Source organism: Prevotella phocaeensis (genome assembly GCF_900065875.1).
GTDB lineage: Bacteria > Bacteroidota > Bacteroidia > Bacteroidales > Bacteroidaceae > Prevotella > Prevotella phocaeensis.
The window spans coordinates 429,725-444,481 of the sequence record NZ_LT160626.1 but is presented as its reverse complement, the minus strand read 5'-3'; the positions used below and the strand labels follow the sequence as shown (position 1 = coordinate 444,481).

At 44.1% G+C, this 14,757-nt stretch carries 14 protein-coding genes; 6 read left to right on the top strand and 8 right to left on the bottom strand.

Annotation, left to right across the window (positions count from 1 at the left end):
- Positions 1–20: 20 nt before the first annotated feature.
- From BN3912_RS09940 to BN3912_RS09925, 4 genes are all read left to right on the top strand, one after another.
- Entirely contained in the window at positions 21–398 is a 378-nt protein-coding gene (locus tag BN3912_RS09940) for a 2-amino-4-hydroxy-6-hydroxymethyldihydropteridine diphosphokinase (protein WP_004370157.1), read from the top strand.
- The gene (locus tag BN3912_RS09935) at positions 395–1,669 is read left to right on the top strand and encodes a M64 family metallopeptidase (RefSeq protein WP_023983402.1); all 1,275 of its coding nucleotides are present in this window, start codon (positions 395–397) and stop codon (positions 1,667–1,669) included. The genes BN3912_RS09940 and BN3912_RS09935 overlap by 4 nt, the downstream gene beginning before the upstream one ends.
- A 23-nt stretch (positions 1,670–1,692) precedes the next feature.
- Positions 1,693–2,325, top strand: a complete 633-nt coding sequence (locus BN3912_RS09930; protein ID WP_023983403.1) for a tetratricopeptide repeat protein — start codon at positions 1,693–1,695, stop codon at positions 2,323–2,325.
- Positions 2,326–2,466: 141 nt separating this feature from the next.
- Positions 2,467–4,992 carry an ATP-dependent Clp protease ATP-binding subunit gene (locus tag BN3912_RS09925; protein ID WP_023983404.1) on the top strand — a complete coding sequence of 842 codons (2,526 nt, stop codon included), beginning with the start codon at positions 2,467–2,469 and terminating at the stop codon, positions 4,990–4,992.
- 763 nt (positions 4,993–5,755) lie between these two features.
- Here BN3912_RS09925 and BN3912_RS09920 read toward each other — a convergent pair.
- Positions 5,756–6,385, bottom strand: a complete 630-nt coding sequence (locus BN3912_RS09920) for a 30S ribosomal protein S16 (protein WP_023983405.1) — start codon at positions 6,383–6,385, stop codon at positions 5,756–5,758.
- Positions 6,386–6,549: 164 nt separating this feature from the next.
- Positions 6,550–7,587 carry a UDP-glucose 4-epimerase GalE gene (galE, locus tag BN3912_RS09915; RefSeq protein ID WP_023983406.1) on the bottom strand — a complete coding sequence of 346 codons (1,038 nt, stop codon included), beginning with the start codon at positions 7,585–7,587 and terminating at the stop codon, positions 6,550–6,552.
- Between the two features lie 215 nt (positions 7,588–7,802).
- Here galE and BN3912_RS09910 point away from each other — a divergent pair, with 215 nt between their 5' ends.
- Together BN3912_RS09910 and BN3912_RS09905 are read left to right on the top strand one after the other, a co-directional pair.
- Entirely contained in the window at positions 7,803–8,063 is a 261-nt protein-coding gene (locus tag BN3912_RS09910; protein ID WP_016665184.1) for a SemiSWEET family transporter, read from the top strand.
- Positions 8,064–8,240: 177 nt separating this feature from the next.
- Positions 8,241–8,681 carry a hypothetical protein gene (locus tag BN3912_RS09905; protein WP_016665186.1) on the top strand — a complete coding sequence of 147 codons (441 nt, stop codon included), beginning with the start codon at positions 8,241–8,243 and terminating at the stop codon, positions 8,679–8,681.
- A gap of 243 nt (positions 8,682–8,924) precedes the next feature.
- On the opposite strand, the gene nqrF is transcribed toward BN3912_RS09905, so the two are convergent.
- Genes nqrF through BN3912_RS09875 form a run of 6 tightly spaced genes read right to left on the bottom strand, consistent with a single transcriptional unit; the run spans position 8,925 to position 14,716 of the window.
- On the bottom strand, positions 8,925–10,193 hold the full coding sequence (gene nqrF / locus BN3912_RS09900; RefSeq protein ID WP_023983407.1) for an NADH:ubiquinone reductase (Na(+)-transporting) subunit F: 1,269 nt from the start codon (positions 10,191–10,193) through the stop codon (positions 8,925–8,927).
- Between the two features lie 13 nt (positions 10,194–10,206).
- Complete coding sequence (nqrE, locus tag BN3912_RS09895) at positions 10,207–10,833, bottom strand: NADH:ubiquinone reductase (Na(+)-transporting) subunit E (RefSeq protein ID WP_016665187.1); 627 nt, start codon at positions 10,831–10,833, stop codon at positions 10,207–10,209.
- Positions 10,834–10,835: 2 nt separating this feature from the next.
- A complete protein-coding gene (locus tag BN3912_RS09890; RefSeq protein WP_023983408.1) occupies positions 10,836–11,459 on the bottom strand; it encodes an NADH:ubiquinone reductase (Na(+)-transporting) subunit D in 624 nt (207 codons plus the stop codon).
- 2 nt (positions 11,460–11,461) lie between these two features.
- Positions 11,462–12,187 (bottom strand): NADH:ubiquinone reductase (Na(+)-transporting) subunit C, encoded by a 726-nt coding sequence (nqrC, locus tag BN3912_RS09885; RefSeq protein ID WP_064972312.1) that lies wholly within the window; start codon positions 12,185–12,187, stop codon positions 11,462–11,464.
- Between the two features lie 5 nt (positions 12,188–12,192).
- Positions 12,193–13,356: an NADH:ubiquinone reductase (Na(+)-transporting) subunit B gene (locus tag BN3912_RS09880; RefSeq protein ID WP_064972311.1), complete on the bottom strand. Its 1,164-nt coding sequence runs from the start codon at positions 13,354–13,356 to the stop codon at positions 12,193–12,195.
- A gap of 4 nt (positions 13,357–13,360) precedes the next feature.
- Positions 13,361–14,716, bottom strand: a complete 1,356-nt coding sequence (locus tag BN3912_RS09875; RefSeq protein ID WP_064972310.1) for a Na(+)-translocating NADH-quinone reductase subunit A — start codon at positions 14,714–14,716, stop codon at positions 13,361–13,363.
- Positions 14,717–14,757: the final 41 nt, after the last annotated feature.

Genomic DNA, 14,757 nt, shown 5'->3' with positions numbered 1-14,757 from the left:
ATATTAGTATATTTGCAAAAATGGCTGTATCTACCATATTAATATTGGCATTAGGCTCCAATCATGACCAACAACGCCATATCGAAGAAGCAATAACAAACTTAAGCAGACAGTTCAAAAACATAAGGTTTACCTCACGAGTGTGGACGGAACCCATCGGAATAGAGTCTGATAAGTTTCTTAATTGTTTGGCCTACGTCAATACTTCACATACAATCAATCAGATAAGGAGAACTCTCAGGCAGGTAGAAATCAAGTGCAAAGATACCAAAACTTTGCGCAAGAAAAATACGGTCAATCTTGACATAGACATTCTGTTACACGGCAAGACAGTCTTCCACGAGGAAGATTGGCACCGTGATTACATCATTAAACTTTTAAAGGAAATCGAACAATGAAAAGGTTTATTCTCTCTTTGTTTTATCTCTACCTCTGCACTATGGCAGCCAATGCACAAACGTTCGGCACCTATTTTAAAGACAGCACATTACGTATCGACTATATTTTCGCAGGTAACAGTGCATCGCAGAATATATATGTCGACAAACTTAATATGCTTCCCCGCTGGTACGGCAAACGACAAAGACTGGCAGAGATACCTGTCGAAGGCAACGGACAGATTACCGTAAGGAGTCATAAAACAGGGAAAGTAATCTTCCGTAATTCGTTTTCCACTCTTTTTCAGGAATGGTTGTCGTACGATGAAGCCAAGACAGCGCGGAAATCGTTCCAGAATTCTTTCCTTATACCAATGCCCAACGACACTGTGGACATAACGGTAGACTTAAAAGACAACCGCAGAAACATTACTGCAACATTGACACATCTGGTCGTACCGTCAGACATATTGATCAGACACATAGGGTTCAGCCATGTTACGCCATACGTTACACTGCAAAAAGCAAAGGATACAACCCGTTGCATTCACATTGCATACGTGGCGGAAGGATACCGTGAAGACGAGATGCACACCTTTCTGAACGATGCAAAGATTGCCATGGAAGCACTGTTCGAGCACGAACCGTTCAAGACACTTCGTGACAAATTCAACATTATTGCAGTGAAATCGCCGTCGATAGACAGCGGTACAAGCGAACCGTCACGCGGGATATGGAAGAATACAGCACTGCATTCGCACTTCGACACGTTCTATAGCGACCGCTATCTTACCACACTTAGCATCAACGATCTGCACGACATCATGGCAGGAACGCCCTACGAACACTTGATAGTTCTTGTAAATACCGATAAATATGGCGGCGGGGGAATACTCAATTCCTATAATCTGTCTATGACACACCACCCTGCTTACAGGTCTGTAGTGGTACATGAATTCGGACATAGCTTTGCGGGATTAGGCGACGAGTATGCCTATGAGCAGGAACAAATACCCATGTATCCTCACGATATCGAACCGTGGGAACCCAATCTTACTACCCTGCACAACTTCCATAACAAATGGGAAAAGATGATCGACAAGGGTACTCCCATCCCTACGCCGCCTACCAAAAACTTGCAAAAAATAGGTGTGTTCGAGGGAGCAGGCTATTCTTTAAAAGGCGTATATAGGGGGCAACAAGACTGCCGCATGCGTACAAACGAGTATCCCGAGTTCTGTGCAGTCTGTAAAGATGCCATCAAGCGCCTCATTAAATTCTATACGGAATAAACGGTTCCATAAAATTGTCTTACATGTTCAGAAACCTTTTATATATACTTCTCATATCTGTGCTGCCCGCTTATGCTTGGCAACCAGAAAAACAGCACAACGATAGCGAGCAATTGGGTAAGGCTATCGAATATTTTCAGAGTGAAAAGTATCACGAGGCAATGATCATATTCCGGCAATTAGATAAGACATACCGGCTTAATCCGCGTTTCAAAGCATACCTCGGCGTATGTTTCTACTACGAATGGGACTATGAGAAAGCTGCTACACATCTTGATGAAAGCATTCCGCAGCTCGGTTCGTTTGCCCCGCACGAACGTTCTTTCTATTATTATGCCGATGCCGAAAGCCATTTCAACCTAAAACAATATGCCGAAGCCATACCTCTTTACGAGATGATGCTTACCGTATGTTATCCTAATGAAAGAGCTGAAGCCTTGTTTAAATTAGGACTTTGCTACGCTTTTACGGACAAATGGAACAATTCTTACGACTATCTTACAAGCTCGCTTGCCTATTATGAAACGTTCGACAACAGCAGACAAAAAGCACGTATCAGCCAGATAAAAAACATGCTCGGCGGCTGTATGCAGCATCTCGATATAGAAAACGACACGATAAACGGTACGAATATCTTCAATATACATACCAGATAATACGATTTGGCATAATGTTTGTAATTGATAGATTATATACCTAACGTGCGATTCCCGTAAGAAATGAGAGGAGTGTTTATAAATTCAGGAAGGATAGCACCAATAGTAACAACATTTAGAACAAGAAAGGTAAAAAGAAATATGACAAGTCAATTTTCGCCAAAAGTATCAGAAATACTTGCTTTCAGTCGCGAAGAAGCCACTCGTTTAGCAAGCAGATCGGTAGGACCCGAGCACTTGCTCTTGGGTATACTGCGTGAGAAAAACAATCCTATACACGATATTTTCGATAGAATGAAGGTCAATATTTCTGCTGTAAAGACAGAACTCGAAGAACGTGTGCGCGAAGATGAGTTAGGACAACCCATCAATACAACCGATCTCGTGCTCAACGAAAAGGCAAGCAACATACTGAAGCTCGCCATACTCGAAGCACGTATACAGCATACACAGACAGTAGACGTGCAACACCTCTTATTGGCTATACTGCACGACCAAGTTAGCAACGGTGCCAAAGAGGTACTCGAATTCAACAATGTAAGCTATGAAGACCTGTTTGCCTACTTGCAGAAAGCCGCTTCTCCTAAAGACGGCATCGGACTTCCTGACGAAGATGAGGAAGAAGCTGATATGTCTTCTTCGAACGAACAGACAGCCAAAAGCTCTGTAACCACTGCTCAAAGCCGCAAGTCAGACGGAAAGACTCCCGTTCTCGATAACTTCTCGACCGACCTTACCAAAGCTGCAAGCGAAGGAAAGTTAGATCCTGTGGTGGGAAGAGAGAAAGAAATACAGCGCGTAACGGAGATATTGTCGAGACGTAAGAAGAATAATCCGATCTTAATCGGTGAACCCGGCGTAGGTAAAAGTGCCATCGTCGAGGGATTGGCGCAACTCATTGCCAAGCGAAAAACATCGCCCATGCTGTTTAACAAGCGCGTGGTAAGTTTAGATATGGCCGGTATTGTTGCGGGAACCAAATACAGAGGGCAGTTTGAAGAGCGCATCAAAGCACTGTTGAAAGAATTGGAACAAAATCCGGACATCATTGTTTTCATCGACGAAATACACACCTTGATCGGTGCAGGTAGCACTCCGGGAAGCATGGATGCCGCAAATATGATGAAACCAGCCCTTGCCCGTGGGGTTATACAGTGCATCGGAGCCACCACATTGGACGAATATCGCAACTCGATAGAGAAGGATGGAGCACTCGAACGCAGGTTCCAAAAGGTGTTGGTAGAACCCACAACCGTGGCAGAAACCATACAGATTTTACAGAACATCAAAGACCGTTACGAAGACCACCATCATGTAAAATATACAGACAATGCGATTACGGCGTGTGTCAAACTGACAGAACGGTATGTCACAGACCGTTTTTTCCCTGATAAAGCCATAGATGCCCTTGATGAAGTGGGCTCACGCGTGCACTTGCAGCATGCCGAAGTTCCGCCGGCAATAGTAGAGAAAGAGAAAGAAATAGACTTCATCAAACAGAAGAAGCAGGATGCAGTCAAAAATCAGAACTTTGAACTCGCCGCAAGTTATAGGGATCGTCAGACGGAGTTGGAAGGTGAACTGGATGAACTGAACCGTAAGTGGACTGCCGGAGATACCGAAAACCGCGAGACTATTACCGAAAGCGAGGTGGCAGATGTAGTTTCTATGATGACGGGAGTGCCGGTACAGCGTATGGCAGAGAACGAAGGAGTACGTCTGAAAGGCATGGCCGACAGTCTGAAACAGTCTGTCATTGCACAGGATACAGCCATCGATAAAATGGTAAAAGCCATACAGCGAAACCGTGTAGGATTGAAAGATCCGAACCATCCGATCGGAGCGTTCATGTTCTTAGGGCCTACAGGCGTAGGTAAAACCTATTTGGCAAAGAAACTCGCGCAGTTCATGTTCGGCTCAGACGATGCGCTTATCCGTGTCGATATGAGCGAATATACCGAGAGTTTCAACGTATCGCGCCTCGTAGGAGCGCCTCCCGGATATGTGGGATATGAGGAAGGCGGACAGTTGACCGAGAAAGTACGGAGGCATCCTTACTCTATCGTGTTACTCGATGAGATAGAGAAAGCCCACGGCAACGTATTCAATTTGCTCTTGCAGGTACTCGATGAAGGGCGTCTTACCGATGGTAACGGCAGATTGGTGGACTTCCGAAACACGGTTATCATCATGACCTCGAATGCCGGAACACGTCAGCTGAAAGAGTTTGGCCGCGGCATCGGCTTCAACGCGAGCGGTAACTTAGGACTGAGCACAAACGAGAAAGATAAGGAATATGCACGTTCTATCATTCAGAAAAGTCTGAGCAAGCAGTTTGCACCGGAGTTTCTGAACCGTTTGGACGAGATTATCACTTTCGATCAACTCGACTTGGAAGCCATCAAGAAGATAATAGACATCGAGTTATCCGGTCTATATAAGCGGATAGAAGATATCGGATATCACATCAGCATTACCGATAAAGCGAAAGAGTTTGTAGCAACAAAGGGATATGATGTGCAATTTGGCGCTCGTCCATTGAAACGTGCCATCCAAAACTATATAGAAGACGGGGTGTGCGAACGTATCCTATCGGGCGAGCTTCATGCAGGCGATACCATTTCTATCGGAAAAAATCCCAACAAAGAGGAACTTACATTCAAATAACTTCGCAGAAACGCCAGAGGCACGCACCCTCTATATCTGATATAGAAGTACTGCTTAATGGCGACAAAGAATATACTTAATTGCGTTAGAGCAACGGAATGTTAGAACCATTCCTACACGATAGCTCCTTGAAGCATTGCCATCGGCATAACTTCAAGGGGCTATTGTTTTAAAAGAAACATATTCCTTGCGAATACGAACAATAATTTAAAGAAGAATACAATACAAACCGAAGTCGAACATAGACCGATAAATTTAAAAACAAACCTTTACTCTGAAAGCATTAGAAATCTCATATTTTAAGGGTTTCCAACGCATTTTAGGGGCATACTTGATATTGTGCGGGCACACATTTATTTTTATTAAAAAAAATAAGAAAAAAGTTTGGCGGTTAAAAAAAATACCCTATCTTTGCATACGTTATCCTGAAAACAATCTTTTTACCTTAAAAGAACTAATACCTATTGAAGATTTGAAGCGGTTGCCTGTGAAGGCCATCGCTTTTTATTTTATTGTAAAATTTCTCTTATCCTCATCTTTAGTCTTGACTGTTTCTTGTTACCAATCTTTCATCGGTCATCCATACATTTATTCACAGTATACATAAGGAGAGGCTGTTACATATCTTTACTGATCTACAAAACCTGATTAAAATGCACACAAGAACGGCGTAGCACCGCATTAGGTAATAAAAACAGATAAAAAGAAAAGGGTACAGACCTTATAGAGATCGGTACCCTTTATCATATTCAAGCAAAAAATCTTATGCTTCTGCAGGAGCTGCTTCTTCTGTAGCAGGTGTAGATTCCTCTGCAACGGGAGCAGTTTCTTCTGCAACGGGAGCAGTTTCTTCTGCAACAGGAACTTCTGTTTCTGCATTTTCAGCCTCCTCTGTTGCTTCTGCTGCCTCGGCTTCTGCCTTTGAGGCAGCCTCTGCGGCTTTCTTATCTGCAACTTTCTTCGCTACAGCCTCATTGATTTTCTTCTCAGCTTCCAGTTCTTTAGCTATTGCTTCTTTCTTAGCCTTAGCCTCGTTATCACGAACAGCTTGCACACCTTTTAACTTTGTCTCTTTCCAAGCATCGAACTTAGTCTGCGCGGCAGCCTCATCAAAAGCGCCTTTCTTCACACCTCCGCGGAGATGTTTCATTAAATAAACACCCTCACCCTTAAGGATATTACGCACGGTATCTGTAGGTTGCGCGCCTACTTCTACCCAATAAAGGGCACGATCGAAATTCAAATCTACAGAAGCAGGGTTGGTATTAGGGTTATAAGTACCAATCTTTTCAGTAAATTTACCATCACGTGGTGCTCTTGAGTCAGCGATTACGATGCTATAAAAGGCATAGCCTTTACGACCGCCACGCTGCAATCTGATTTTTGTTGCCATTTCTTAAAACTTTTAATTAGGTTTGAATTTTATGCCATTAACTCGTAACAGCGGCTGCAAAGGTACAGTTTTTAATTCATACCTAATATGTATACGACATATATTCAGTTGATAGTTAATAATTATTAACAGAAAATGTAGGGTGCAGCATATGCCATTTTACTTTACATCACGCCGTCTTCGCGGAGTTTCTGCTGCCATTTCCATGCCGAAGCCAACACTTCTTCTAATGGCGTATCGGCTTTCCACCCCAATACTTTGTTGGCCTTGTCTACATTGCCCCATACCTTTTCAATGTCACCTTCGCGCCGCGGACCGTACTTCCAGTTTAGTTTTACCCCCGTTACTTTCTCGAAAGTCTCGACGATTTCGAGCGTAGATTCGCCCTTTCCGGTGCCGATGTTGAAGTATTCCAGCGGCTCCGTTTCCTGATCGAGTACGCGTGTCATGGCTGCAACATGTGCCTTTGCAAGGTCTACTACATAAATATAATCGCGAATACATGTACCGTCGGGTGTGTTGTAATCATTGCCGAAGATAGTCAACTGCTTGCGAATACCCATTGCAGTTTGCGTAACATAAGGTATCAGGTTATTGGGTGTACCGTTGGGCAACTCGCCTATAAGAGCCGAAGGATGGGCACCTATAGGGTTGAAATAGCGTAGGATAATGCTCTTGACGGGTGCTCCGCTGTGAATATAATCGCGGATAATCTCCTCATTGATCTGCTTGGTATTGCCGTAAGGCGATAGTGCGGTCTGGATAGGTGCACTCTCCGTTACGGGCAGATGTTCCTTGGATGGCTGACCGTAGACCGTACAAGAAGAAGAGAAGATAATGCCTTTCACATGATGCAGCGGCATCAGTTCCAGCAAATTGAGCAGCGATGTAATGTTGTTGCGGTAGTAAAGCAGCGGTTTCTCTACACTCTCGCCCACGGCTTTGCTTGCTGCAAAGTGTATAATCCCCCTAATATCGGGATATTTCTCAAACAAGTTCTTCGTCGCATTGTAATCTTCTAAATCGATATTCTCAAATGCCGGACGCACTCCGGTTATCTTTTCGATACCATCGAGCACCTCTATTTTAGAGTTGGAAAGATTATCTGCAATCACAACTTTATAGCCCGCCTGCTGCAGTTCCACAGTTGTATGAGAACCGATAAATCCGGTTCCGCCCGTAACAAGAATTGTTTGTTTCATTTTCGTTTATGTTTTAAATTATCGTTTTATTGTGCCGAAAGCAACCAGACATAAAGATTGCCGCCGGCTAACAAGTGCAAATTTAATGATAATGTTTGTAAAAAACATGCTCTTACGACGGATTTTCTCACAAAAAACACGAGAGATGAATATGTTTTTGCATTTTTCCGTTATCTTTGCAAGCTGTAACCAAAACCAAAAACAATATCGATTTTATGGACAGAAGTAAGTTTTTTGAAAAATTAGGATGGCTGGGTATGGCAACATCCGTTATGATGTATATATTTTATTTCCCCCAAATATCACTAAATCTCCAAGGACATAAGGGACCGTTCATACAGCCTTTGATGGCCGGCATCAACTGTACATTGTGGGTATGCTACGGATTATTCAAGGAAAAACGCGACTTGCCACTTGCTCTTGCCAATGCCCCGGGCGTACTGTTCGGTTTCTTCGCTGCATTTACAGCCTTATAGAAAAAATCCAAGAAAAGGCGATAAGACATGCTGAAACTACAACAAATGAGTCTCGGCATTGCTTACCATCCCCCATATACCCTCGTAAACAATTGGTTATTCATACCATTTTCCAAAAATTAATTGTATGTTACAACGATTTTTCGTAAGTTTGCAGCATAAATAAAAGGAACGACAATGAAAGCTACAGAGCAAACTATCCAACAATTAGAGAGGACTATAAAGAAAATAGCCCAAAAGTTTCCTTGCGATGAAGATACATCGACGCTGACAGACATTCACTTGCTTGTATCGCAAGATAGTGGAGAATTGCTGGTTTACGACGATGATGACAACGAAATTACCCGCTGTGTCGTAGAGCAATGGATAGACAACAAAGAGGAACTCTTCTATGAAAACGTGACCTCTACACTACGCTCGGTTCTGAAAAACATGCACGACGTAATAGATAACTTGGGCATTATGAAGCCTTATAGCTTCGTTCTTGAAAACGATGATAAGGAACATGTGGCCGAATTGTATCTTGCCGACGATGATACAATTATCGTCGGACAAGAACTGATGGAAGATTTAGACAGTGATCTTGACTCTTTTCTCGATAATTTGCTGAAAGAATAGCGCTGCAAAATTCTGCAGCAAAGACAAAAATATCAAATAAATGCGCCCCACAAAGCGCACTCCTATTCCCGTTACAGAGCACATCTATCGGTGATATAACATAGAAACATCCACAACAGATGGCATGGATAAACAATTATAACAGCCGTTTCGTTCCAAACAAATATAAATTTCGTTCCAAACAAATATAAAATAAGAGGCGGACTTATGTCGGTCTCTTATTTTATGACATGTATATTTATTCTATCCGAAATTGTCGAACATAATTGATTCCGAGTCCACGCCGATGCTGTAGAGCATATCTTGCACGGCTTTGCTCATGGGCCCCGGCCCACACATGTAGTATTCTATATCCTCCGGTGCATCGTGATCTTTCAAGTAAGTGTTATACATTACCTGATGCACAAAGCCTGCCGTGTAGGGCACTCCGGCCTCATCAGCCTTAGGATCGGGACGGTCGAGCGCCAGATGGAAATGGAAATTGGGATATTCTTTCTCAAGGGCATGAAAGTCATCGAGGAAAAATGCCTCGCTCAAACTACGTGCTCCGTAAAAATAATGCATTTTACGGTCGCGGGTATGAAGCGTCTTAAGCATGTGCATAATTTGTGAACGTAGCGGCGCCATGCCGGCTCCACCGCCTACCCATATCATCTCTTTCTTTGAGTCGAAGATGGGATGAAAGTCGCCATACGGCCCACTCATCACAACTTTATCACCCGGTTTACGAGAGAAGATATAGCTGGAAGCAATGCCGGTAGGAACATCTTGGAAGCCTACCTGCGGACGCGGTTTGAACGGAGTAGTAGCAATACGTACGGTAAGCGTAATGCGATCGCCTTCTGCAGGATAGTTGGCCATGGAATAGGCCCTGACAGTTTCTTCCGGATTATGCGCCTTCAACGAAAATATATTGAATTTCTGCCAAGTAGGGAGATACTCTTCGCCGATGTCATTCTTGTCGAAATCCTTGTCATAATCAATACAATCGTATGCGGGAATCTTTATCTGCGCATAGCTTCCGGGAATGAAATCCATGTGCTCTCCCGGGGGAAGAGCAACGATAAACTCTTTGATAAAGCTCGACACATTTTTATTCGAAATAACGGTACACTCCCACTCTTTCACTCCAAGAACACTCTCAGGAAGCTTAATTTCAAGATTGCCTTTAACCTTGCACTGGCACCCAAGCCGCCAATGATCCTTAATCTGTTTGCGTGAGAAGTGCGGACGTTCCGAATCTAATATCTCTCCTCCGCCCTGCAGCACCTGCACTTTACACTGTCCGCACGAGGCCTTACCGCCACAAGCCGATGAGAGAAAGATGCCGTTTTCCGTCAAGGTAGACATTAAAGAACTGCCCTGACCGACGGTAAGTTTCTTATCGCCATTAATTATAATATCGACATTGCCGCTCGGAGAAAGGTATCTTTTTGCGACAAGCAGAAGGATTACCAAAAGAAGAATTGTAATGAGAAAAACTCCTATACTCGCTATAATAAATTGTCCCATACGGAAAAATCCCTTAAATTTTAATACCTGAAAAACACATCATGGCCATTGCCATCAATCCTACAATAATAAAAGTGATACCTAATCCCTGAAGTGGTTTGGGTACATCGCTGTATTGTAACTTCTCTCTGATGGCTCCCATCGATACGATTGCCAATGTCCAGCCAAGTCCGCTACCGAAAGCATAGGCTATGGCATCCCATACGTTGCCGATATACTGCGTATTACCCGGATCGAGATTGATACGTTGCTGCATAAACAGCGACGCTCCCATGATGGCACAATTCACGGCTATTAAAGGCAAGAAGATACCCAGCGCAGAATAGAGCGAAGGACTGTATTTCTCTACAACCATTTCTACTAACTGCGTAATGCCTGCTATGACGGCTATGAAGAGGATAAAGCTCAAATAGGAAAGGTCTACACCCTCGACAAGGCAGTCGGGCCCCAATACTTTAGTCTGCAACAAATAGTCTACCGGCAAGGTTACCACAAGCACAAAGGTTACTGCCAATCCTAATCCGAGAGACGTTTTTACGTTTTTCGAGACTGCCAGAAAAGAACACATTCCCAAGAAGAATGCAAATATCATATTGTCGATAAAGATCGACCTGAAGAATAAACTTATAATATGTTCCATCATCATTTCTCCTTATAAAAATATGCTCTGTGGATCCATATCACGCATCCCAATAATATCAGTGCCATTGCCGGCATGGTCATCATACCGTTGTTCATGTAACCCATGTCGTAGAAACTCTTCGGAATAATTTGGAAACCGAGCAAAGAACCGAACCCGAAGAATTCGCGAAGCGCCCCTACGATAACCAAAATCATCGCATAACCGAGACCGTTGCCGATGCCATCCAAGAAACTCGGCCACGGTTTGTTCATCATGGCAAAGGCTTCAAGGCGTCCCATCAGAATACAGTTGGTTATTATCAGGCCTACGTAAACGGACAATTGCACGCTGACATCATAAGCAACAGCTTTCAATACCTGACTTACAATTGTTACCAACGCCGCAACAACGACTAATTGAACAATAATACGAATTCTGACCGGAATGGTTTTACGCATCGATGATATGATGACATTCGAGAATGCAGTAATGATAGTTACAGCCAGCCCCATTACAATAGCAGGCTTCAAATGGGCTGTCACCGCCAAAGCGGAACAAATTCCAAGAACCTGCACCATGATAGGATTATCCAAATTAAGAGGATTGGTAAACGCCTCTCTATTTTGTTTTGATAATAAAGCCATGATTATTTATCTTTTAAGAATTTAGTATACTGCCCGATACAATCGTGTAGCATTTCCGTTACTCCGTTCGAAGTAAGGGTTGCACCGGTAATGGCATCGACCTGTGTCTTGGGATCGGAAACTTTCTTATTCACGGAAAGAGCTATCGATGAAGACTTATCGTTGAGAAACAACTTCTTTCCTTGGAATTTCTCCTGCCACTTCTGATTGTCTTTAATCTCTGCGCCCAATCCGGCTGTTTCGCTTTCATGATTGAAATAAGCGCCGAACACGGTCGACTTATCATCGTCGATAGCTATATATCCGCTGATAGCTCCCCATAACCCCATACCATAGACAGGTATGACATATTTCGTTTTACCATCCACTTTACAGATGTAAAGAGCAAGTTTACCGGCCTTAAAATCGGCACTGTTCAGTTTAAAGCCGGCGTTCTCTCCTCCCTGCGAACCCGCGCTAAGCACTTTGTCCTGCGCATCAATCACTTCATCTGCAACAACCACTTCTTTATATTTTGCAGCAGCAGCTTCATCACTTAAATTACGGATATTGAGAGAATATAATATTTGTTTTTTCTTATCCAACGCCACGTTGGCATCTTGAGCGGGTTTCAATGCCTGAAAAACAAAAGCAAGCAAAAAAGCAACAACGATGACAACAAATGCAGAATATATGATTGTATAAGAATTTGAATTGGTATTCAATCCTTTTTTCTTTCCTTCGGCCATTTCGTTTACTTTTTAGGGGTTAAACGTTTCATTCTTTCATTGATATTACTTTGAACAACACAATAATCGATAAGCGGTGCAAACATGTTTGCAAATATGATGGCAAGCATCATACCTTCGGGGAAACCGGGATTCATTACGCGAATGACAATCGCCATTAAGCCAATAATAAAACCATAAATATATTTTCCGGTCTCGGTACGGGCAGAGGTTACCGGATCTGTTGCCATAAACACGGCACCGAAGCAAAAGCCACCGAGAATAATATGCTCATACCACGGAATGGGTGTCATGCCCAATAAAGAGAATAACAAGGCGGTTACGATGCCTCCCACAAAGACACTGCTCATCGTTTTCCAACTTGCGATACCCGTCCAAAGCAATATTGCTGCCCCGATTGCTATCGCCACAACGCTTGTCTCGCCGATAGAACCGGGAATAAAGCCCACGATCATATCGCTGATAGAATAAGGCACATTCACGCCCTGCCCGATCTCTCCCAAAGGGGTTGCCATGGTAAATGCGTCGGGAAGAGCGTTTCCCAAGCCGAAAACACGATCCGTTTCAACCCAGATGGCATCGCCCGTCATCTTGGCAGGATAAGAAAAGAACAGGAAAGCCCGTGCCGCAATAGCGACATTAAATATATTCATTCCCGTACCGCCAAATATTTCTTTACAGAAAATAACGGCGAAAGCAATTGCCAAAGCAAGCATCCATAACGGGCAAGTTACCGGAACAATCAGAGGAATTAGTATTCCGGAAACGAGGTATCCCTCTTGAATTTCTTCTCCTTTCCATTGCGCCCAAGCGAATTCGATGCCCAAGCCGACAATATAACTCAGCACAATTTTAGGAAGAACAGCCAAAAAGCCGTAAGCGAAGACATCGAAGAAACTTGCCGCGGCCAATGTGCCTGCCGCTTTATAATTCTGAAATCCGACGTTGTACATACCGAACAGCATTGCCGGCAACAGGGCAATTACTACAATACTCATGATACGCTTCGAGTCGATGGAATCATGAATATTCGTTCCGCTTTTCGCCGTCGAGTTCGGAACATACAGAAAAGACTCAAAACCTTCATACACGCTGCGAAAAGCATGCAGCTTGCCTTCCTTTCCGAAAGAAGGCTTAATTCTGTCAAGATATTTCCTTAATGCGCTCATTTCTCTATGCGTTTTCTTTTCGTAACATATTCAATCCTTCTCTCACAATGCGCTGCAGTTCAAGTTTCGAAGAATCTACGAATTCTGCCAATGCGAAATCTTCCGGAGCCACTTCGTAGATGCCGAGCTGTTCCATTTTATCAATATCTTGGGCAATAATCGCTTTTATGAGGAATTCGCCGTAGATATCCATCGGCAACACCGAATCGTATTCTCCGCTCATGATCATATGCCTCTCGCCGCCTTTTATACGGGCGTCCAGATCGTATTTCTTGGTTTTCTTTTGCAGCCAAGAGAAATAACTGCGAGACATAGAGAACTGATTGGTGCGGGGAAGTATCCAGCCCAAGAATTCATCTGCATCATCGCCCTCCGGCAAGGCAGTAATTTCAGACGTATGCGCCCCCAGAAATCCGTTCAGCGTATCACGCTTACCCGTCAAAGGATTGCCATTGATGATTCTCACATGCTTTTCGGCGTGCAGTCTGTCTTTAAGAATGGCCGACAAAGGGGTTCCGACGAGTGTTTCTATATAAATCGGCTCAACGATTTTGCTTCCACCGACGGCAACAGTTCTTCTAAGATCCACTCGGCCTTCATTGAGCAGTCTGCCGAAAAATATCACGGCCGTGGGTTCAACCGTCCACACGACTTCGCCTTTATTAACCGGCGAGAGATGGTTTATCTGCACACCCACATTGCCCGCCGGGCATGGCCCGTCGAAGATATTAATTTCGACATTTCTTGCAGAAGTGAGCGCCTCTGCGCGCTGCCGAGCCCCAATCCCCAAATACGTTTTGGCAATCTTTGAGAGAGCGGTCAGCCCCGTTTGGAAATCGTGTTCATTGCCCTTCAGCTCGAACTCGAAATCGCCGGCGAGCGGTTTATCGCGCAGCGCTGAAACAAAGATAGCCTTGGGAGCCGTCTGCGGATTGGTAGAAACGGCATACGGCAGCTGGTCGATATAGCCGAACAAGCCGGCTTCCAGCAAAGCGTTCTTCACATCTTCGCCGCTCATCGAGCCGACCTCTTTCTTCTTCCCGAAATCCGCATACCGTTGCTGCGTATCTGCCTTCACCTTAACGTGCAAGACCTTACGCCTGTCGCCCCTGACGATGGCGCTCACACTGCCGCTCACGGGAGAAGCAAACCCTATTTCCGGATATCTTTTATCCACGAACAGCGCATCTCCGGCTCTCACGACATCTCCTTCCCGCACCACCACTTTCGGAACCATTCCCGTAAAGTCATCGGGCACGAGCGCATATTCTTCGCTCGCCCCCAGACTTACTTTTTCTTCGGCGGCCTTACCTTTCAGATTAATGTCTAAGCCCTTGCGCAACTTAAAAACATTCGCCATATTTAAAACACATAAAATGAAAAATCTCTTGTCGAAACAGC